Below are 22296 nucleotides of genomic sequence, written 5' to 3' on the forward strand. Positions count from 1 at the left end.
CTATTTTAGCTTAATTTAAATAAACTTGGTGATTAAACTAAATTAGCAGGATGGCGACACTACTTTTGCTTTAACTGAATGGCAGTCTACGGGGTTTTGCGTTGGGCTGAGGTAAGCTCGTAAATAAGCATGCTTATTTCATCTCAATCATGTGGGTTTCTTTAACAAGTCGTTATCAATGATCATTATCTAAAAAATGAGCTGGTCTTTCTTTATCTTATCGTGATGAATACACTGATAGCCGGTTTGATATATAAAGCGTATAAAAAAAGGAACTTACCCTACGGTAAATTCCTTAATATGACACGAACAATCAATTCTAAAAATTTGCTTTTGCTTTAATCGTCGTAACAATACCCGATAACGCATAAATAATACCAATCGCCAAGATACCAACAGGTATATCATAGAGCACAATACTCATAACCAACACACCAATTATTAGAACTACAAAAGGTACTTTCTTTTTATCAAACTCTTTAAAGCTATAGTATTTGACATTACTAACCATCAGTAAACCACAAATCACCACCCAAGCAGCAAATAAGAATATGACTGCCGTATCGTACTGCCCAACCCATTCATTATGGTCAACAGCGACCATAACGGCTGCCGTTACTAATATAGCAGCAAGTGGACTGGCCAAACCGACAAAGTATTTTTTATCAACAATACCGACCTGAACGTTAAAACGTGCGAGACGGAAGGCGGCACAGGCGGTAAAGACAAACGCACAGCCCAAGCCAATGCGACCTAACGGCTGTAGCGCAAAACTATAAACTAAGATCGCTGGTGCAACACCAAAAGCCAGCATATCGGCAAGCGAATCATATTGCTCGCCAAAGGGGCTTTGCGCATTAAGCATACGCGCCACTCGCCCATCAGCACCGTCGAGAATAGCGGACAAAAAGATGGCTAAAGAAGCTTTGTAGAACTCGCCTTGCGTACTGGCTAAAATCGAATAAAAGCCAGATAGCAGTGACAAGGTTGTAATTAGGTTTGGCGCTAAATAGACACCGCGACTGACTACTCGCTGCCCTTCAGCAACTTCTGCTTCAATCACTTCAAAGGTCAAGCCATCATAACTCTCATTATCCGCTAAGCGAATATTGAAATCATGCTCATCGACAAAGGGCGGCTGGGCGGCTGCGCTGTCTTGTAACAATCCATCATTTAGAAGCGGATGATTTGATTCGTCTTTAGGTGATTGCACGTTAGTCATCTCAATATCCTTATTTGCCGGCATAGTTATTCACTAACATGGTTATTCGCCGACTAGCCAGCGTACATTGGTTGCGCTATCAGGCGTTAAGTCTGGAGCATCAGCCACTTTTAATGCAGGCTGTAAGAAGCGTAATATCTCACGTGCATGATTATCAAATTGCCAAGGTGGATTGATTACCAGTAAACCTGTACCGTTAAGACCAACCGCCACATCATTTGGATAAATATTCAGCTCACAAACCAACTGGCGGCGCATTTCAGTACGCTTCAGTTTTTTATAAAACAATTCAACGGCTTCAACGTTCTTAATAGGGAACCAAAGCGCATAAGTGCCTTGTGGCCATTTATTATAAGCAGCAACGAGTAAATTTATAAGGCGGGTAAAATCTTTGTGCTCTTGCTCATAAGGCGGATCAAGAAAAATCAGACCACGCTTTTCTTTTGGCGGAATAACGGCGGTAATACCTTCAAAGGCATCACGATGCTGTATACCAATGGGTAACTTGTGCAACTGATAATTTAGCGCATCATATTCGCTAGCTTTGGCTTCAAAAGCTTCACCGCGCACGCCCGCATCTGGATTTTTCTCGATATGATGGGCAACCCACCAAGGAGAACCAGGATAGACTTTATTGTCATAAGTGAAACGCGCTTGCTTAATGCCTTCCATATAATCTTTGACAGCAGCGGGTGCCTTGTCGGTATTGGCATTTAGTAACGCTTGGATACCACCTTTGGCCTCACCTGTCTTGCGCGCTTCTTCACTGCTCAGTGAATACAGTCCGCGACCACCATAAGCATCAAGCACATAAAAAGGTTTGTTTTTTTGCCCCAATTGATTAAGGAGTTGTACCAATAAAATGTGTTTAACCACATCAGCAAAGTTACCAGCGTGGTAGGCGTGTTTATAGTTCATAATCTCAAAAGTTTAAATAAGAAAAATTACATCTATGGTAGCATAGGCAGAGTAAAAGATAACGATGGTTTTGGTAAAAAGGCATTGATTGGCTATGTATTGCCAGCTAACTGACCATAGTGAGACGAAATGACAGAGATTATTAGCAATCTTGATGTGACAAAGTTGGTGATCGATCATCCAATAGGAGAAGATAATCCACCATTATTGTTTCCACATAGTGATGATCCAAGCCAAAAGCCACTGACTCAGCACGTATTACAACAGTCTGATTTTGATATCAGTTGGCAAGATAAGCTGACTGATTCACAACTGGATATATTCATTGATGATGGTTGGATCATTATTGATGAGGTCTTTGAAACGAAAGCGCTGTTAGCCTTGCAAGCAGAGAGTGGTTTTATTGACTATCGTGACGCAGAGCTGACGGCTGGGATTCGTGTCAGTAATATTCGCGGTGATCGCATCCGCTGGATTACAGAAAACTTCTTTGCTGGGTATTATTATTTGCAAAGTATCAATGCGCTTGCTGCCTTATTCAATCGCAGTTTATTTGCCGGTATTCGCCACAGTGAAGCGCATTATGCTTGCTATCCAGTGGGTTTTGGCTATCAATGGCATAGTGACAATCCAGCTGGGCGTGATGAACGCGTTATCTCTGCGGTGCTTTATCTCAATGATGAATGGGAACCAACTGACGGCGGCGCACTAGAAATCATTGATAAACATGGCGTTCATCATAACGTCATGCCTGTCGCCAATAGATTGGTGATATTTGACAGTGACCTAAAACATCAAGTGCAAATTGCCCATCGGCAGCGTTACTCTATCGCGACGTGGATGCGCCGTGATGGTTTGGTACCTTTTGTTGAAGACAATATTTAAAACGCATTAGCAAGTAACAAGCAACGACTGATTGTATTGTATCGTGGCTGCCAATTTTAAAAAACCATCATCTTAATTTATAATAAAAAGGTTTATTCATGTCGGACTTTAATAAACAAACCATTCATCAACAACAAAACCATCAGCAGCAAACGCTAGATTTAAGTATTACGCTACTTGAGCGTCCCTCCGTCACACCAGATGATGATGGCTGTCAAGATATCTTGTCAAAACGATTATCACAAGCTGGGTTTGACTGCGAATTTATGTATTTTGGCGATAGAGATCAAAGCGGCGAACATGCTGAAGTCAAAAATCTATGGGCGCGCCGTGGTACCACTGATCCAGTTATTTGTTTTGCTGGTCATACCGACGTTGTGCCTACGGGTGATGAAAGCAATTGGACGTATCCGCCATTTACGCCAACCATCGCTGATGGTTACCTATGGGCTCGCGGTGCAGCTGACATGAAAACGGGGATTGCGGCTTTTACCGTCGCTGCCGAGCGTTTCGTCGCTAATTATCCTAAGCACAATGGTTCTATTGCTTTTTTAATCACCTCAGATGAAGAAGGCCCGTCTATTAATGGCACGGTCAAAGTCATAGAGACCTTAGAAGCCCGCAATGAAAAAATCACTTATTGTCTTGTTGGCGAACCATCGAGCACGGATACGCTCGGCGATATCATTAAAAACGGTCGCCGCGGCTCATTGGGTGCGGAACTTACGGTCACTGGCAAACAAGGTCATGTTGCATATCCACATTTAGCTTGCAACCCTATTCATGCAACGATGGCAGCTTTGGCAGAACTGACTGCCGCTACTTGGGATAGTGGCAATGACTACTTCCCTGCGACTTCACTGCAAATCTCTAATATCAATGGCGGTACAGGCGCCACCAACGTCATTCCTGAGACGTTAAGAGTTATCTTCAACTTCCGCTTTTCAACGGAAACCACTGAAGATGAGCTAAAAGCAAAAACGCATGCTATCTTTGACAAATACTTTACTAATAGTAAGGCCAGTTATGATATCCATTGGAAATTATCTGGTCAGCCGTTTTTGACCCCTGAAGGTAAATTGGTTTCTGCCTGTCAAAAAGCGATCAAAAAGGTAACTGATACTGACACGACACTATCTACATCAGGCGGTACATCTGATGGACGCTTTATTGCACCAACGGGTGCACAAGTCGTTGAGCTTGGTGTAAGAAATGCGACGATTCACCAAGTTGATGAAAAGGTAGAAGTCGATGACTTAGGCAAGCTTGCGCAGATTTATGAAGGGATTTTAGAGAACCTGCTACTAAATTAATCATTCGTTGAAGTAAGCAAAGAAAGCGCCAAGTCTGATAGCAGACTTGGCGCTTTTTTATTATTTTGACTGATTTATTCAATACTAATTTTACTCAATACCAATATAGAGATCAACTTGACCATACTCTAGATTACCACCGATATAATGCTCAAAATCGACATCAAAAGTTCGGGTATGTTCACAGCTGCGATCATTAAAATAGGTCCAAGCCTTTTCCCAAGCATTCATCACCGTGTATGGCATTCTACCCTGCTCAGAGAATACCAAATACTTTCCTGCAGGAATATCTACTGTTACTAGGTTTGCAGCCTTAGACATATCTTCACTGTCTGATGGCTCTTGCTCACTGGCTACTTTCCAACTGGCAACCACGTCAAAAGCGCCGACCAAATCATCGCTCTCATAGTTATGATAGACACCATAAATGTCTTCGCCTTTAGGCAGATCACTGGCATGATTTTGGTAAAACTTTTGCCATAAACGACCCAGTTTCGCCGTGTCTTCGCTAATCTCAGCGTTATTGGTCGTACGAACGCTAATACCTTTACAAGTTATTGCTTCAGGTAACTCTTTAATTTGTGAAGTCATGATCTGTAAGTCCTATATATTTATTCAGTTTTCTATTTGAGATAGTATTAAAAATAGCGCTTCAGGGTATAAATCTAATCTGCTTCATCAATCCAATTCATCTGAATCGCTTCTAAGATACCTTCGTTTGATTTTTGTGGATCATCATCAAAACCTTCAAGCTCAGTCACCCAGCGATGTAAATCAGTAAAACGGATGTACTGCGGGTCGGTCTCTGGAAACTTCTCATACAGCTCAATAGCGATATCTAAGCTGTCTGTCCATTTTAATTTTTGCGGGGTCATGATAGCTCCTTAACTTTTAATCATTTTTATACACCTCATCAAATCAGCAGTCAATTTGACTGGTGATTTGATTGGCAACTTAATAACCGCTATCCTATCAAAATTCGCCCATTGATTGTAGACAAGTTCGTTATGCCGCACTTGTTGTTTTACTCGTTTCAGCAGACTTGGCAGATTTAATCGCCACTTGATGCTGATTCCAAGAATCAATGACCTCATTCAACCGCTCACCTATCATATCCAATATCTCTGGCGCACATTTGCCTTTTTTATTGGTCAATATAAACTTAGTCATACCAACGCCCATCAACTGGTTTTTTACAAAAAAGCGCGTTTCAAAATAAACGTATTTTTTATCCCAGCCCGTAAGAGTGCTACTCACCGTCATTTTATCTAAAAATTTAATTTCTTTTAAATAAACCATTTCTTGCATGGCGATAACCCAATTTAATGGCTTAATACCTTTTTGATGACAGCACGTCATCAGCCAGCGAGTAATGTTTAGCTCAATAAAAGACAAATAACGATAATTAGGCAAGTGGTCGCGAAAGCCCATGTCATGCGGTAATACTCGATAGTGACGAACCGTCGGTGCAATCAAGAGCTCAATACTCAGCCGCTCACTCACTGATTGCTGCTTGAGTTGCTGTTTTAGCAAACTGACCATAATAAAAAAGCGTATCAACATATTCATAAATAACCCTCTTAACTTTTATTTTGTACAAACCTATTTTGTATAAATGTACTTGGTATAAACAATGATTGAGTATAAATGCTGCCTACCTTAACGCAAAAAAAGCCACCTCAGTGACTTTTTTATTTGAAATCTTATATTTGAAAGCTCGTATTCAAAAACCGATTCTAGCGATTAATGAGCACCATTGATACTACGTACCATCTCTTCTACCATTTTCTTGGCATCACCAAAGATCATCATAGTTTTGTCCATGTAGAACAAGCTGTTATCAAGCCCTGCATAACCCGTGCTCATCGAACGTTTGATAACCATCACTGTTTGAGCTTTGGTCACTTCCAAGATGGGCATACCAAAGATTGGCGACGTTGGATCCTCTTTTGCAGAAGGGTTGACCACGTCATTGGCACCGATGACCAAGACCACATCCGTACTGGCGAAGTCTGAGTTGATCTCATCCATCTCAAGGATGTCATCGTACGGCACATCCGCTTCAGCCAATAGCACGTTCATGTGTCCTGGCATACGACCAGCGACCGGATGAATCGCAAAGCGAACATTGACACCTTCTTCTTTTAATAGCTCATATAGCTCTTTTACCGCATTCTGTGCACGGCCTTGCGCCATACCATAACCCGGTACGATCACCACGTTGCTGGCATTGGCCATCAAGAAGCCAGCATCTTCTGCTGAACCAGCTTTATAATTCTTTGGTGCACCATCATCGCCACCTGCTGCCACAGCTGCCGTACCCATTCCACCGAACAATACGTTAAGTAATGAGCGGTTCATGGCTTTACACATGATATAAGACAAGATTGCACCTGACGAACCAACGAGCGAACCGGCGATAATGAGCATCGAGTTGCCGAGGGTAAAACCAATACCGGCCGCCGCCCAACCAGAGAACGAGTTCAGTAAAGACACAACGACTGGCATGTCGCCGCCGCCGATTGGGGCAATCCACATCCAACCGAATACCACCGCCAGTACTGCCATCGCGTAGAAAGCAGGCAATGAATCAGTCATAAAGTAGACGATACCAAAGCCAATCATCGCAATGAACAAGATAGCTTGCACGGGTTTGACCCAGCCGCCGACCAATGTTTTGGCCCAACTCTTCGCTGCCAATTTACCAAAGGCGAAGACAGACGCTGAGAAAGTAATCGCACCAATAAAGCAACCGATGAACAATTCTAAACGGGCAACCGTACCATGTTGTTGTTCAGTATGAAGTACCGTTGCTAGAGCAATGGCAACAGCTGCCAAACCAACGAATGAATGCATTAAAGCAACCGTTTCTGGCATCTGAGTCATTGCGACCGTTTTTGCCTTCCACATACCGACGATAGCACCTAACACCATGGCACCAACAATCAACCAAAGCACAGGGCCTTCCGCTAAGAAGAATGTCGTTGCAACGGCAATCGCCATGGCCACCATACCAAAACGGTTACCACGAATGGCGGTTTTTGGGCTAGATAGACCACGTAAGGTCAAGACAAAAAGAATGGCACCGATTAGATAAAACCAGTCAGCATTGGCTGCAATCATACTTGTTAAATCACTCATGCGTCGCCTCCGCTTTCAGTCGTTACCACTGGGGCTTTTTTTGCTTTGGGTTTAAACATTGCAAGCATACGCTCAGTCACGGCAAAACCACCAAATATGTTAATGCTGGCTAAAAATACGGCAAACGCACCTAGCAAACTGGTTGGGGTAAACATAGCGCCGTCAATATTGACAGTCTGTAGCATCGCACCAACGATGACAATACTAGATAAAGCATTGGTCACTGCCATTAATGGCGTGTGCAATGCAGGCGTGACGCCCCAAACGACGTAATATCCGACAAAAATAGCGAGCACAAATACGGTAAAAATCGCTACAAATGGTGTGCTACTCATGGCCGCACCGGCTGGCGCTGCAGCTAAAACAGTGGCAATCATCTAATCCTCCTAAAAATTTATTCGTGTCTGGCAAATGTATGGTGACAAATAGTGAAGTGACAGGCGGTTAAAACCTAGCGCTTAGCGAGGCGTACCTGACTCTCATGCGTCACTGCCAGTGCGCCCTGAATCTCATCTTCCATATCTAAGTTCAGTGCCAGTTTAGTTGCTGGAGCGTCATCTGTAGCGGCAGGAGCAATTAAGGTTGTGATAAAGTTAACAAGGTTATTGGCATATAAATCTGAAGACTGTGCTGCCAGTTGCGATGGGATGTTGGCCGCCCCAACAATACGCACGCCATTGGCCGTGGTGATGGTTTCATCAGGCACACTGCCTTCGACGTTGCCGCCCGTGCCAGCTGCCATATCGATCAGCACTGAACCGGCTTTCATTTTGGCAAGCGTGGCTCCGTGCACCAAGCGTGGTGCGTTACGACCAGGAATTTGCGCAGTCGTGATGACAATATCAGCATTGCTTAATGCTTTGTCAACCACTGCTGCTTGGTCTTTGACATATTGCTCCGATGGTGTCCAAGCATAACCACCTGTGGACTTAGCTGTCTCAGCTTCTTCTGCACTCATCGGCACATCAAGCCACTTACCACCTAATGACTCTACTTGCTCACGAGCAGTCGGACGTAAATCACTGGCTTCAACGACGGCGCCTAAACGCTTCGCCGTTGCAATGGCTTGCAAACCTGCAACACCGACACCTAAAATGACGACTTTGGCAGGTTTAACCGTACCGGCTGAGGTCATAAACATCGGGAACGGACGCGAATATTCGTTGGCAGCTAGTAGTACTGCTTTATAACCAGCAAGGTTGGCTTGTGAAGACAATACATCCATATTTTGTGCGCGCGACAAGGTGCGTGGTAATAGCTCCATGGCAAAGGCAGTAACGCCTTTAGCCGCATAAGTATCTAGCTGGCTATTACGATAGGGGTCGAGCATACCAACGACGATCTGACCCGTTGTTAGGCTCTCTGTCACCGCAGCAGGCAAGTCATTCACCGTGGTAATAATCTGAGACTGGGTGACTACCTCGGCGCTGCTATTGGCAATATCGGCACCAGCAGCCTGATACAACTCATCAGCATAATACGCTGCTTGACCTGCACCTGACTGTATGACGACTTCAAACCCAAGCTTACGCAATTTTTTGACCGCGTCTGGGGTTAGCGCTACGCGACTCTCGCTCGCGATATCTGCACTGATTACACCGATTTTCATACCGTCTCCTTACTTACGTCTTAATGACTACCTTTAATACCCTCAACGCACGTTTAAAAAGCACAGGGGACAAAAAAACCTTTGGTCACTATTGGTTTAACATTAACCACCAAAGATTATCAATTTAATAAATGATAGCGAATTTGCCATCATGCCTTTTTATTATAGAGATAACGTCCGCTAACTTTCATTGCCTAATGATGACCCACAAGTAAAATAAAAAGTTAGGCATTTACACCATCTGCATAACTTTTATTGTTATATTAAAAATTTTTCCTTTTCAATTAAACGCTAGACTTAACAAGCTATCGGCTTATATCACTCAAATATCTGTCCTTTTTAAGGGTAACGTTAAAAAACACGAAATAACGACGGGTAGGTCAAGATACAATGCTGCATATCGTATAATAAGAAAACTTGATACATAAATAGAATACCCATTGACTCACTATAATAAGGAATGACGATGTATTTTTTACTTTCCCCTGCCAAATCTTTAAATGAGAAAGATGCGGTGCCAGTGAACTTAGACAAATATTATAGTCAACCAGAGCTCATCGAACATGCACAAGCATTGATGAAAAACTTAAAATCGAAAGAACCGATTGATTTACAAGAACTGATGGGCATCTCTGATGATTTGGCACAGCTCAATGCCAAGCGCAATCAAGAGTGGCGTTGGAGCAACGATAAGCCCTTTACTTTAGGCAATGCCAAACCTGCAGGTTATCTATTCGATGGCGATGTTTATACTGGACTTGATATGTATCATATGGATAAAGACACCGCCATTTACGTCAATAAGCATCTGGGTATCTTGTCTGGATTATATGGCGTACTGAAACCGCTCGATTTAATTCAGCCCTATCGTTTAGAGATGGGTACCAAACTGAAAAATGAACGTGGCGATAACCTTTATGAGTTTTGGGGCGAGGAAGTAACTGCCATTATTAATGCACGTATGGCAGATAGTGATGATAAGATTTTGATTAATCTGGCGTCAAATGAATATTTCAAAGTGGTCAAGAAGAAAGCGCTGAATGCGGAAGTTATCACGCCACGATTTGAAGATGAAAAGAATGGTCAATACAAAGTGATTAGCTTCTATGCCAAAAAAGCACGCGGACTGATGGTGAAGTATGCTGCTGATAATAAGCTAACCAATGCTGAGCAGCTAAAGCAGTTTGATTTGGCGGGATATTATTACTGTGAAGCCGCTTCTGATGATAAAACGTGGACGTTTAGACGGGATGCAGCCAGTCAGTAGTTTTAAAAAAATATCTAATTTGTATAAATAAACCCCGATAAGCTCAGCCTATCAGGGTTTTTCGACAGAATATTATCACCAGTTGCCGTAAAACCTCTCAATGATTATACGGTAAAGCGCAACTTATCTCTTGAGACATCAAGTACGACAGTTTGATCATATACGTTATAGGTATGAAGACGATCGATCTCGTTTTCCCAATTGGGTTCGATATAATGCACAAAGGTTTCTTTGTAAGATGTCGGTGTCAACTCTTCTACCAGATACAAAGCCACTCTACGCCCATACCTAATAGTGCCATCTTGAGCCGTACGAAACAGCTGACCATCTCTCTTAAATAATGCACCTGCTAATCGTGACCCACGCACGTCAATTTTTAAAGGCGCCGAGGGATGAATGGTCCAGTTATCTGACTCCAACTTATCAGACGTATAAATATGCAATTCCAAATCCATTGTAAGGACTGAAATTGAACCATGCGTGGTAAAAAGATACCATATGCCATTGTGCTCAATAACGGCACTATCTGCTGCCTGAACCCCAGACACCAATTCATGAACTTTTTCCCACTTCTGCGGAAAATCCGTCGCTTTTAATAGGTTGATACAATTGGTCTTGGCGGCTTCTGGAATCATATATACAGCGTCTTCATGCTCGAATACATTAGGAAAGCTTAAATGAGAGCTAATACCTAAATCGACTGGTCCAGAATTGATAACTTGATGGTGCTCATCCAGTTCCACCCACTCTATACGGCCGATACCTTCTTTATAATTTAAGCTCTCAAAAAATATATAACGCCTTGAATCTCGCTCAATATAAAAAGGGTCAGCCCAAAAACATCCTTTTTCAGGCAATAGCTCAGTATATGTTTGCATCGACTGATCAATAGAACCAATCAAAATACTCCAGTTATTGTGATAAAGACTCTTATAGAAAGTCTTTATCGTATAGTTTTTAAAAAAACTCATCAAATGCCGTATGGCAGTCAGTTGCTGGGGTTCTTCATAAATTGCATCGTCAAGCATTAAATTCGTCGAATTTCCATTTTTAACGCCAATTTTATTTTTATGGAAATACCAATACAATATAGATGCTGCGACACCATTTAATTTATGCTCGGTTAAATTATAGTCCCAGTAAAATAAAGAGCCATACCCTCTCCCAACGACTTTATCACCATTAAGACGCTCATTTAACAGATGTAGCGTGACTACACTATTCTCCCATTGTTCGGCAAACTGCCAATACAATGCTGATCCGCGTCTTTGTTTGGTTTCATCGCCGTAACGAAATAAGAGAATACCTTTTTTTGAAACACTCAGAATTCTCCCTGCTAAGGTTCGAAAACCAAATTTGACCAGATAATCTAGATTGGCGGCTTCAAGTTTCTCAATCACTGAATCCTCAATCTCATCATAAATTTTATCCTGATTTACTACTGATATTACGATGGGCATCGTACCATTAGCCACCAAGTCATGAATAGAATAACGCTTGGTATTACTCTTATTTCGAGAAAGAAAAGAAAATAACTTTTGATTAATGGAAGGAATAACTTTGGACAGACGAGACATGTGAGATGCTTGTTTTTTATCCCGTTGGACAGCAATACAAACCTCAACCTTGCCTTCATCGACGAGAGATTTTAATGGTTTGAACTTATACCATGCCAATGTTTCCTCTTCTACAAGAATCCCAAGCCTAATTTTTTTCATCATCATCACCTTGAATTGCACAAGAGTTTGTGGCTAAGCAGCCATAACACGTGCTCAATTGTCCTTTGATAAAGTATCAGTCCATTAAATACATTTAAATAATAACATATATAAAAAAACTTTATATATTCAATACTTTTGATAATGTCAGGTCGATTTTGTCGATCTAATTGGTATTTTATTTATTGAAGTTTTTAGAAATGCATCAAAGACCATGAGTAAATAGCAGGTAAAGTTTCACCACTAAGTCTAAGAAACAGCAACGCCCTCACTATGTCTGTCAATTGACAACCTTCCCAAGCATAAAACACTTATCCAACACTATAGAATGAATCTATATAAAACCGTAATTACCTCATATACCAATGAGTAGCCCTATAAAAATTAGGCAAAAAAAAGCCCTGCTATCTTCTGATAACAGAGCTTCTAATGATCAAATAAACGTTATGACAAAATCATACTTCTAGCGAAAAGCGATTTATGGATTGACTAAAGCAGTACGACTAGGCGACCAAGTGAAGATTGTACTAATAGTACATCGAGCGAGGTTAACAACGTCGTACAAGTTTAGTCGAGGCATAAATTACATCATGCCGCCCATTCCACCCATACCGCCCATTCCACCAGCACCGCCCATGCCAGCCATACCGTCATCACCTTGTGGCAAATCAGTAATCATGACTTCGGTCGTTAGCATTAGGCCTGCAACAGATGCTGCATTTTCTAGCGCTGAACGAGCTACTTTAGCTGGATCAAGAATACCCATCTCTAGCATATCACCGTATTCGCTAGAAGCTGCGTTGTAACCGTAGTTACCGCTGCCACTCTTCACTTCGTTCACTACTACTGATGCTTCTTCGCCAGCGTTGGTTACGATTTGACGTAATGGTGCTTCCATTGCGCGACGTAAGATATTGATACCAGCATTTTGGTCATCGTTATCGCCACGTAGCTCAGACAATGCATTCATTGCACGAACTAGGGCAACACCACCACCAGGTACAACGCCTTCTTCAACCGCGGCACGAGTCGCATGGAGCGCATCGTCAACACGATCTTTCTTCTCTTTCATTTCAGTTTCAGTCGCAGCGCCAACTTTGATAACGGCAACGCCGCCAGCCAGTTTAGCCATACGCTCTTGAAGCTTTTCTTTGTCGTAGTCAGACGTTGATTCTTCAACTTGACGTTTGATAGATTCAACACGGTTTTCGATGTCAGCAGAGTTACCAGCGCCATCAACGATCACGGTGTTTTCTTTACCGACAGTGACTTTTTTCGCCGTACCAAGTTGCTCAAGAGTAGCAGTCTCTAAACTTAGACCAATCTCTTCAGAAATCACAGTACCGCCCGTTAGCGTTGCGATATCTTCAAGCATGGCTTTACGACGATCGCCGAAACCTGGTGCTTTAACTGCACAAGTTTTCAAGCCGCCACGCATGTTGTTGACAACCAATGTCGCCAAAGCTTCGTTTTCTACGTCTTCAGCAATGATTAGCAATGGCTTGCTCTGCTGCATCACTTGCTCAAGTAATGGCACGATTTCACGAATATTGCTGATTTTTTTATCAACCAACAAGATATATGGGTTTTCAAATTCAGCGGTTAAGCTGTCTTGCTTGTTCGCAAAGTACGGGCTGATATACCCACGGTCAAACTGCATACCTTCGACAACTTCTAAGGTATCTTCGAAGCTTGAACCTTCTTCAACGGTGATAACGCCTTGCTTACCGACTTTTTCCATCGCTTGAGCAATTAGCTCACCGATTTTGGTGTCTGAGTTGGCAGAGATAGAACCAACTTGGGCAATCGCTTTTGAATCGTCAGCTGGTGTAGCTAGCAAATGAATCTGCTCAACAGCTGCACGAACCGCTTTATCGATACCGCGCTTTAGATCCATTGGGTTCATGCCAGCAGCAACAGACTTCATGCCTTCTTGCAAGATAGATTGCGCCAATACGGTCGCAGTCGTCGTACCATCACCAGCAACATCATTTGTGCGGCTAGCCACTTCACGGACTAATTGAGCGCCCATGTTTTCGAATTTGTTTTCAAGCTCGATTTCTTTGGCAACTGAAACACCATCTTTAGTGATGGTAGGCGCGCCAAATGATTTATCGATAACCACGTTACGACCTTTAGGACCTAGGGTTACGCGTACTGCATTTGCTAGGATGTTTACGCCATCCATCATTTGTTTACGGGCATCAATGCCGAATTTTACGTCTTTTGCCATGTTAAATTACTCCACTATTATAAGTATGAGAATGCAATTAAATGTTTCAATAATTTTTAAATAATGTTGTCAAAATGCGCTGAGTATAAAAATACTCAAAAAGGACTAGCCTTCTAACACACCCAATACATCAGATTCTTTCATAATCAATAGTTCTTCGCCGTCAACTTTCACGGTTTGACCAGCATATTGACCGAACAAGACTTTGTCGCCAGTTTTTACATCTAACGCGCGAGTTTCGCCGTTGTCACGAATCTGACCGTTACCAGTTGCTAGCACTTCACCTTGTGAAGGTTTTTCTTGAGCAGAACCAGGAAGCAAGATACCACCAGCCGTTTTTGTTTCTTCTTCTATGCGGCGGACAACGATGCGATCATGTAAAGGACGAATATTCATCAATATGTCTCCAATAATTTGGTTATTTGCAATAAGGGTTTATTTGAATTAATGGTCTCAATACCAATATCTATAGGCACTACTGCTTAAAACAGCATTCTAAAGATAAGCTTTGAGCTTGTATCAAAAAGTGGGGGCAAAGTGAGTTAGCTTCAAGTGTAAAGCCCAAAAATTTACAAGAATTTTGCATATCGTGGATTATTTAGTTGGTAATGACGTTTATGAACAGTCATTTGATTGAATTGCACCGTATTAAAGGCCTTAGCAAGATTTTAAAAGCAGCCATATGAGTGCTAAATTTCAATACTGAATTGGATTAGTTAAGCTACCCCATATCATTTACAACTGACCGATTAACTTACTCCTGCTTACTCAAGTTACAGTAAGTGACGCCTGATGATATCGCGCTCGATGCCAGCAACCTTGACTACACTAGCAACACCACAGGGACAGCTGGCACTCTTGAAAAGATAGCAGGACATGACCATTATAGTTCTTAAGAAAACAACAATAGTTATAAGCAATGCCATAAATAGCAATTAAGGAATGTCCATGAGTTTTTTATCAAACGATCAAAAGTCATTAACAACCGATACTAATAATACCAAACGCAGCAAGTCTAAGTTTTTAACCGCCCTAACCACTGGGGCCAGTATTGCTACGATTGGAGCGATAAGTATGACTGCACCTACCCTTGCCAGCGCAAAGAATATCGAACCTTCAAGCGCTAACTACAGCTTTACTGTTGAAGACAAATATAAAGGCACGGCTACTCGCACGCTTAACAAATCAGGTAATACTTGGAAATATAATGTCAATGCTCGGGTGGCAGGTGTCGCAAGCGCTTCGCAAAACAGCACTTTTACCATCAACGGTAATAATGTCATTCCGACTCAAGCCAGCACCACTTATAAGCTATTAGGCGTTGGTCGTACGCACAAATTAGACTTTAATCCAAGCAGTAAAAAGGTGGTGAGTAACTATAAAGGCAAATCAACGACCATGAACATGGCACAACAAGCTTTTGATGATTTAAGTTTGGAAGTGCAAATTCGCCAAGATTTACTGAACGGTAAATTCTCTGGTAACTATTACATGGCGAAAAAAGACAAAATAGAGAAAACCCCTTTTAAAAAATCTGGTAACACCAAGATTACCGTTCCAGCTGGCACATTTGATACCGTACGTGTCGACCGTATCCACGATGACAATAGTCGTTCTACCAGTTTTTGGCTGGCACCAAGCTTAGACTACCTACCAGTAAAAGTTAGCCAAATTAATGATGGCAAAAAGATGGATTTAGAATTAACCAAAGTAAATTAAGCTTTTTATTAAATAAGCAGAAATAGCATAAAAAAAGCGGCGCTCTAAATAGAGCGCCGCTTTTTTATGCCTTACACTTCGCTAAATCAACTAACGTGGCTGCTTAACGACGTTGTTCATTGAAGGAAGACGCTTTAGTAGAATAAATAACCAAATATTGATTGCCAGTAATAAGACGAAATCAAGCAAATAAACCACTATCTCTGCCCAGCTGCTGCCGTAAACGCGGGTAAACAGCACCACACCACTCGCCCCCAAATAAACCAAGGTAAGCATACTGCCTATCAATAGCACATATGGCGAACGACCACGTAGTATCGCGGGCGTCAAAATAAATGCTGGCACTAGCCATAATGCTTGCCAGGCGATACCGCCAATGACATCAGGACTACTGGGATTAAAAACATTGATAAAAATAGGTAACCCAAGCAGTCTATAAACCAACCAAATCAGCCAAGTCACCATCAAGTGCTGACGAATGGGCGTAATTGGCTTTTTAAGCTTAGCAGCTTTGGCAGATTTTTTGGCTGGTGCGCTTATCTCACTATCGGAGCGGTTAGTGACCATTAGATATATTTACTTCCTAATTAATAGCGTTATATAAGACCTTGCATGCTATAAAAATCCGCTTAGCGAGTCCAGTTAGCTTGCGCCAATGCAGTAGCACTAATCGCCAAGCGGCGACCTTGGGCGATAGCCAACTCGCGCTCATCAGCTGAGACGGGTTGATCATGCAACGCCCCACTCACGTGGCTGGCACCATAAGGCGAGCCACCACGATGAGTACGATTAAGCGCAGGCTCAGCATAAGGCACACCAACAAGGATCATGCCGTGATGCATCAACGGCAACATCATGGTCAGCAATGTCGTCTCTTGACCGCCGTGCATCGAGCCGGTCGCAGTAAATACAGCAGCAGGTTTGTTCTGTAAATTACCTGCCAGCCAAATAGTGACCGTATTGTCCCAAAAATATTTCATGGGAGCAGCCATATTACCGAAGTGCGTCGGGCTACCAAGCGCCAAACCCATACAGTCTTTTAGATCGTCCATAGTGCAATATAAGTCACCTTCATCAGGTATTGCAGGCTTGCTCGACGTGGTCTCGGGTGCAACCGTTGGTACAGTACGGATACGGGCTGTCATACCAGCATCCTCAATACCTTGAGCGATAGCATAAGCCAATGTCTTAGTCGTACCGTAATTTGAATAATAGAGCACCAAAACATAAGGGGCGGTCTGACTCATTAGCAATACTTCCTCATAAAACCATTAATGTTATTGTTGATTCTAATCATCTACAACCGCTTCTATGCAGTCTATTTCTTTAGCATAAAACCTTACTTATTATGTAGCTATAGTTGATTCAATTTAAAAATAGTACAACGCAACCGAGTGTAGATGTATATTAAATACTTCAATCGAGGTTAACGCTGTAATAATTTTATAGTGGAATGACTATATACATAATCTGTGACAGATACCGCAATATAGGCATATATTATGCCCCAGTCATTCACCGACATGCAAACAGCCTTGGTACAAATTGTCGCTAATAACCTGCTAGAGAGGTTGCTGCCGTGCATTTTGACACAATTAAACCGCAGATGGTAACAGCATATTTTTGTTACACTACTGTCACTCAAACACCTGCTAAATGGTCGATATGGAAAATTTATCAAAAAAAATCCCGTTTTTACATCAACGCTGGTTTCAATTTTTACGATTCTTGACTCGGCACTTTTTTGAAGACAATTGCCAGCAAAAAGCGGCATCGCTGACCTACACGACTATGTTGTCAATTGTACCCGTCCTAACCGTCTTATTGATGATCCTATCTTCTGTACCAGCACTTGCATCCGTTAGAGCACAGATATATGAAGTGATTTATAGTAACTTGCTACCACAATCAAGCATGCAGGTCAGTGAGTACATCAATAGCTTTGCTGAAAAATCCTCAAATCTAACCATCATTGGGGCGATGGTGTTATTTTTTACGACCATTATGACGTTAACAACCATCGAGCGCGCATTTAACCAAATCTGGCGGGTAGAAAATCGCTCTGGCGGTATGAAAAGTATGCTGCGCTACTGGACCATCGTCACGTTAGGACCGTTAGTACTGGGTACGGCATTTCTTGCTTCAAGCGCGGTACAAAGCTTGAGTTTTTTAAATCGACAAATTGCTGGTTATGGCATTGACTGGTCTTTTTGGGTACAAGCCGTATCCATTGGTATCACTGTCGCAGGCTTTATTGGTATGTACTGGTTCATTCCAAAAGCCCGCGTACCCGCAAAAAATGCAGCCATTGCTGGTCTCTTCGTCGCTATCGTATTCGAGCTGATGAAGCACCTGTTTGGTACAGTAATGGCAAACTTCACCAGTTATGAAGCGATTTACGGGGCTTTTGCGGCACTGCCCATCTTCTTATTATGGATATATTTGTCTTGGAATTTAATTCTATTAGGTGTTGAGATTAGCTATACCTTGACGATTTTTGAGACTGAAGAGGTCTATCCACGCCACCCTCTGCTAAGTTTGCTTGATATGCTAAACCTCGTTTATACCCATCATTTAAAAGGGGAAGCGGTAAGCGAACAAGCGCTACGTAATGTGCTAGGACGCAAAGAGCTACCAAAATGGTATACCTATATTAATTATCTGCAAGACAGCAATTTAATCACCATGACTGAAGATAATGATTATGTGCTCAAGAGAGATTTGAGCAAAATGACATTATGGGATTTTTATCGCACGCTACCTTATCCCTTGCCTATCAAAGATGAGCTAGATGAGATGGGGCCAGAGGATCAAAAACCTTGGCTTAGCTTGCTAGTCAATCGTTTTGAGAATACGGAAGCTTATGCCAAGCAACAGTTAGATCTACCGTTAAATGCTATTTTTGCCAATAGTGAGCCACGTAAAAAAGCTGATTCTAATGGAAAAGGCATCAAAGGCGGTCAATCAAATTTATTTAGAAAAACCTCGGCAACCACTGCAGCATTAGACAAGAATGAGCCGAACAAAGACACCCCACACTTTGACCCAATAGCTTATGATAAAGACAGTGATATTGAATGCGATGAGCGGGACAATGAGATTCTTATTCCTAAAGATTTGAATGACTCTCAAACTAAAACCAATGGTAATCTCTTTAATCATAAAGGCGATATCATTACTGAATCAGATAACCCAAAAACGAATTAAGAAAAGCGTTAGTAATGAGTGAGGTATATTGAATAATAAAAATTAGTTTTCACTAGAGGTTATAATAGAACTTATTATTATCTATCGAACAAAAGTCGTACGAGATGCTAACACAGCTGTTATATTGCCTTAAACTTTATTAGGGCAATAACTTGAAAAATACAATAGCATTCCCAGTAACAGCGCTAAGCATTTGTGTCGTATCCATTATGCTTTCTGCTTGTGGTGAAGGTGATGGCAGCACATCATCACTTGTACCACCAACCATTAATCTACCAGTAGAAACGCCGCCTGTTAAACCACCCGTCACTACGCCTGTTAAGCCGCCAGCAACGAGTATTCCTGCTACGCCACTTGAACCAAGTACGCCTATTAAGCCACCGGTAACGAGTATTCCTGCTACGCCACTTGAACCAAGTACGCCTATTAAATATCCAGAACCAAAAAAGGATATTGCTGATTTTTATTTATTAGGGTTTTTTGACCACGATGGTAGAGCGGGAGAAATTCGTGCTATTCGTCCAGACTTGGTTGGCGACTTTCAAGCGATGATACAGTTTGGGCAGAATCATACCGTTGATCCACAGGGTAACGAAGCAAAAAACATGCCGCGCCTGACGGCAGAAAAAGAGGCGCTGTTATTAGTGACGCCTACGCTTGAAATGGGTGACATTAATAAATTAGCGGCTGAAATTTACAAAGACGGGGTTTTATTACGAACTGTCAATTTAGCCGATCCGACTCAAATCCCAGACACGGATCAGACTAACACTGATCAGCGCGCACGCGTTGCTTACAGTAAGCGTGCTTGGTCAACCAAACTCAACTGGGATGAGGTACAAGGTGGTCTCAAAATTCGCATTGTGGATGACCAAAATCGTAGCGGTGAATTGTCAGAAGATAACATAGATTTTGCCGCCCCTGGTGAGTTGGTATTGACCAATATCCGTCTGGGCATGTTAACGGATGCACCTCAATCTTGGGGTCATTATATGCTACGCGATCCAGAAAGAGCGGGTTCAGACTACTTCCAAACCATTCCAGCAGCACAAATGACCGTTGCTAGCTATGATGACATGAAGCTCGAACGAGTAATGGTCGCCAATGGCACTATTTATGATTCAATCAGTGACTCAAATGATGCTGGCGTTTATGCTGGTGATATGCGCGAAAACACCGCGAAATCAACCTTTGGTGTTGGCATTAATTTAGCCAATTGGGGCGTCACCAGTGCTTCAATGCAAAGTCAAGAGCAACCGCAATTGACCCAAAACGTCAATGCGCATCACGCTCGCGGTAAATATAAGAATGGTGAATATAACCACGGCTTAAGCGGCGGTAATGGTATGTTGACCCTAATCGACTCTCAAGGTAATGAGTTCAGCCACGAAATCGGTCATCATTATGGCTTGAGTCATTATCCTGGTGAACAGAACGGCGATTTCTTTTGGGCCGAGCATCATGCTAATAGTGGCTGGGGCTATAATGGCGTCAGAAACAAAATGCGCAGCAACTTAGACTGGCCACGACAGGTCGAGGGTGATGGTCTCACTGGTAAACCTCTTTTCTTAGCCACCTATGGCTATGGTCGCGATGCGATGTCTGGTGGATCACAGAGTGGCGCTTATTCAAACTATACTCACTATACGGGTTATAGTACAAAAATTAAGATACAGCCAGCATTTGATAAAGCAGTATTTGACGCTGACTCACCAACTGGCTATAAGAAATGGAATGCTGAGCTTAGAAAGATGGAAGTCATCCAGCCTAAAGTGTGGAAAGAATCCAAAAACGTTTGGTACAACAGTGCCAACGGTAATTACTTAAAACCACGCTTACAAGGCGTGCCAGTATTTACCATTTTAGGCGGTTATGACCCTGTCGCGCAAAAAGGCATCATTTATCCAGAAGCACGTGGTAACTGGGGCAACGTCTTTGAGTTACCGACACCGAATAACTCACTTGAATCAGCAAGCTGCTGGTTAAGCGTTACTTATAGTAATAACACGATTAATGATATTGCGTTGGCTCCTAATCGAATGAATGGTAATGCCAATAAATTCCATATCAATTTAGCCATCGCTGAAGATCCGAAAAAAGTAGATTTGTACTGTAAAAAGGTCAATGAAGCACAAGTACAGCTCTCAACCATTGATATTCGTCAATATAGTGATGCGATTAAACCCGCGGTTACCTTTGGTAAAGAACAGGGCTATACGGCACTAAGAAAGGTAGAATTGCCAACCTTAGAGCAGAAACTTCTTGCTCAAGCAGAAAATTCGACTATTAGTTTAGACGCCAACGGTCAGTTATTATATGATTCTTATAAAGAGTATCGTGATGAGCTTAGCCCTTTAGCACTCCAAACATTAGAGCGTTATGAGAAGCAGCAAGAAACTCTAAATCGTCTAAACCGTTGGGTCAATGTCTATCGTACGGATTTAATCAAAAAAGAGCCTGAAGCACTTACCGAATTTCAAAAGTTTGTTGTAGATTTAGAGCTACAAGATGACAAACCTTTAGATAATATGACTACTATCCGTAATGGCAACAACTGCCTTAAAGTTGAAACTCTAGAAGGTGGTAAGTTAAATAGCTTTATTAGCGGCCCAAGTGGCTGTACTGGTGATGACTCTGAACAGTGGATTTACGATCTTAAAGGTAAAATTCACAGCAAAATGGCATTAGATCAGTGTTTAACGGAACAAGGTTCTTGGGTCGTTTTAGGCACTTGTAGCTTGGACTCGCCAGCGCAAGTTTGGGAGATGAACGGTACTGACCAAATCAAACAAGGTGGCAAATGCTTTGATTTGCGTACTGGTAATTTAGTAGATAATCGCGGAAGCTTAATTACTTACAATTGTAGTGGTGGCTGGAATCAGAAATGGACAACGTTAACCAAAAACCCAAGCTTTATCTTAGCAACCGCTGGTAATAATCTACCGTTAATCGTAGATAGTCTGCAAAAACAGCCAGTATCGACGGATGATATAGTCAGTTCTTTTTAAATAAGATACAATCGTTTTAAAACAAGCGAAATGGCAGAATAACAAATGACCTATTC

General features: G+C 42.1%; 19 protein-coding genes. 6 read left to right on the forward strand and 13 right to left on the reverse strand.

Translation table 11 applies throughout. The features are described from left to right. Positions 1 to 319: 319 nt before the first annotated feature. Both pssA and JMX95_RS13290 read right to left on the reverse strand, forming a co-directional pair. Positions 320 to 1222, reverse strand: a complete 903-nt coding sequence (pssA, locus tag JMX95_RS13285) for a CDP-diacylglycerol--serine O-phosphatidyltransferase (protein ID WP_227676082.1) — start codon at positions 1220 to 1222, stop codon at positions 320 to 322. 42 nt (positions 1223 to 1264) lie between these two features. Then, complete coding sequence (locus JMX95_RS13290) at positions 1265 to 2140, reverse strand: 23S rRNA (adenine(2030)-N(6))-methyltransferase RlmJ (protein WP_045446718.1); 876 nt, start codon at positions 2138 to 2140, stop codon at positions 1265 to 1267. 129 nt (positions 2141 to 2269) lie between these two features. Here JMX95_RS13290 and JMX95_RS13295 point away from each other — a divergent pair, with 129 nt between their 5' ends. Both JMX95_RS13295 and dapE read left to right on the forward strand, forming a co-directional pair. Further along, a complete protein-coding gene (locus JMX95_RS13295) occupies positions 2270 to 3025 on the forward strand; it encodes a 2OG-Fe(II) oxygenase (protein ID WP_201561057.1) in 756 nt (251 codons plus the stop codon). A gap of 98 nt (positions 3026 to 3123) precedes the next feature. Further along, positions 3124 to 4338, forward strand: a complete 1215-nt coding sequence (dapE, locus tag JMX95_RS13300; RefSeq protein ID WP_201561058.1) for a succinyl-diaminopimelate desuccinylase — start codon at positions 3124 to 3126, stop codon at positions 4336 to 4338. Positions 4339 to 4428: 90 nt separating this feature from the next. Here dapE and JMX95_RS13305 read toward each other — a convergent pair whose 3' ends face one another. The 6 genes from JMX95_RS13305 to JMX95_RS13330 form a co-directional block, all read right to left on the reverse strand. Beyond that, positions 4429 to 4929: a GyrI-like domain-containing protein gene (locus JMX95_RS13305; protein WP_201540912.1), complete on the reverse strand. Its 501-nt coding sequence runs from the start codon at positions 4927 to 4929 to the stop codon at positions 4429 to 4431. Positions 4930 to 5003: 74 nt separating this feature from the next. Then, positions 5004 to 5213, reverse strand: coding sequence for a Fe-S cluster assembly protein IscX (gene iscX / locus JMX95_RS13310; RefSeq protein WP_021812734.1), 210 nt, complete (start codon positions 5211 to 5213; stop codon positions 5004 to 5006). Between the two features lie 130 nt (positions 5214 to 5343). Further along, entirely contained in the window at positions 5344 to 5907 is a 564-nt protein-coding gene (locus JMX95_RS13315) for an acyl-CoA thioesterase (protein WP_201553419.1), read from the reverse strand. Positions 5908 to 6081: 174 nt separating this feature from the next. Continuing rightward, positions 6082 to 7479, reverse strand: a complete 1398-nt coding sequence (locus JMX95_RS13320) for an NAD(P)(+) transhydrogenase (Re/Si-specific) subunit beta (RefSeq protein WP_101212071.1) — start codon at positions 7477 to 7479, stop codon at positions 6082 to 6084. Continuing rightward, complete coding sequence (locus JMX95_RS13325; RefSeq protein ID WP_025652231.1) at positions 7476 to 7856, reverse strand: proton-translocating transhydrogenase family protein; 381 nt, start codon at positions 7854 to 7856, stop codon at positions 7476 to 7478. The genes JMX95_RS13320 and JMX95_RS13325 overlap by 4 nt, the downstream gene beginning before the upstream one ends. A gap of 74 nt (positions 7857 to 7930) precedes the next feature. Next, complete coding sequence (locus tag JMX95_RS13330) at positions 7931 to 9088, reverse strand: Re/Si-specific NAD(P)(+) transhydrogenase subunit alpha (protein WP_201553417.1); 1158 nt, start codon at positions 9086 to 9088, stop codon at positions 7931 to 7933. A gap of 466 nt (positions 9089 to 9554) precedes the next feature. Here JMX95_RS13330 and yaaA point away from each other — a divergent pair, with 466 nt between their 5' ends. Continuing rightward, the gene (gene yaaA, locus JMX95_RS13335) at positions 9555 to 10355 is read left to right on the forward strand and encodes a peroxide stress protein YaaA (protein ID WP_201553406.1); all 801 of its coding nucleotides are present in this window, start codon (positions 9555 to 9557) and stop codon (positions 10353 to 10355) included. 104 nt (positions 10356 to 10459) lie between these two features. Here yaaA and JMX95_RS13340 read toward each other — a convergent pair whose 3' ends face one another. The 3 genes from JMX95_RS13340 to JMX95_RS13350 all read right to left on the reverse strand — a co-directional run bounded on the left by JMX95_RS13340 (position 10460) and on the right by JMX95_RS13350 (position 14705). Then, the gene (locus tag JMX95_RS13340) at positions 10460 to 12073 is read right to left on the reverse strand and encodes a hypothetical protein (RefSeq protein WP_201553404.1); all 1614 of its coding nucleotides are present in this window, start codon (positions 12071 to 12073) and stop codon (positions 10460 to 10462) included. A gap of 583 nt (positions 12074 to 12656) precedes the next feature. Then, a complete protein-coding gene (groL, locus tag JMX95_RS13345; RefSeq protein WP_109591437.1) occupies positions 12657 to 14306 on the reverse strand; it encodes a chaperonin GroEL in 1650 nt (549 codons plus the stop codon). 105 nt (positions 14307 to 14411) lie between these two features. Then, positions 14412 to 14705: a co-chaperone GroES gene (locus JMX95_RS13350; RefSeq protein ID WP_041757514.1), complete on the reverse strand. Its 294-nt coding sequence runs from the start codon at positions 14703 to 14705 to the stop codon at positions 14412 to 14414. Between the two features lie 549 nt (positions 14706 to 15254). Here JMX95_RS13350 and JMX95_RS13355 point away from each other — a divergent pair. Continuing rightward, positions 15255 to 16025, forward strand: a complete 771-nt coding sequence (locus JMX95_RS13355) for a DUF3108 domain-containing protein (protein ID WP_045446684.1) — start codon at positions 15255 to 15257, stop codon at positions 16023 to 16025. Positions 16026 to 16115: 90 nt separating this feature from the next. Here the strand turns inward: JMX95_RS13355 and JMX95_RS13360 are convergent, their stop codons facing one another. Continuing rightward, positions 16116 to 16592 (reverse strand): hypothetical protein, encoded by a 477-nt coding sequence (locus JMX95_RS13360; protein ID WP_201553402.1) that lies wholly within the window; start codon positions 16590 to 16592, stop codon positions 16116 to 16118. Positions 16593 to 16654: 62 nt separating this feature from the next. After that, positions 16655 to 17272, reverse strand: coding sequence for an NAD(P)H:quinone oxidoreductase (gene wrbA / locus JMX95_RS13365; protein ID WP_060490546.1), 618 nt, complete (start codon positions 17270 to 17272; stop codon positions 16655 to 16657). 418 nt (positions 17273 to 17690) lie between these two features. On the opposite strand from wrbA, the gene JMX95_RS13370 reads away from it, so the two are divergent. Then, positions 17691 to 19232 carry a YihY family inner membrane protein gene (locus JMX95_RS13370; protein WP_201553401.1) on the forward strand — a complete coding sequence of 514 codons (1542 nt, stop codon included), beginning with the start codon at positions 17691 to 17693 and terminating at the stop codon, positions 19230 to 19232. A 209-nt stretch (positions 19233 to 19441) separates the two neighbouring features. After that, positions 19442 to 22240, forward strand: a complete 2799-nt coding sequence (locus JMX95_RS13375) for a M66 family metalloprotease (RefSeq protein ID WP_201561059.1) — start codon at positions 19442 to 19444, stop codon at positions 22238 to 22240. Positions 22241 to 22296 lie beyond the last annotated feature (56 nt).

It is taken from the genome of Psychrobacter sp. NC44 (assembly GCF_904846655.1).
Classification (GTDB): domain Bacteria; phylum Pseudomonadota; class Gammaproteobacteria; order Pseudomonadales; family Moraxellaceae; genus Psychrobacter.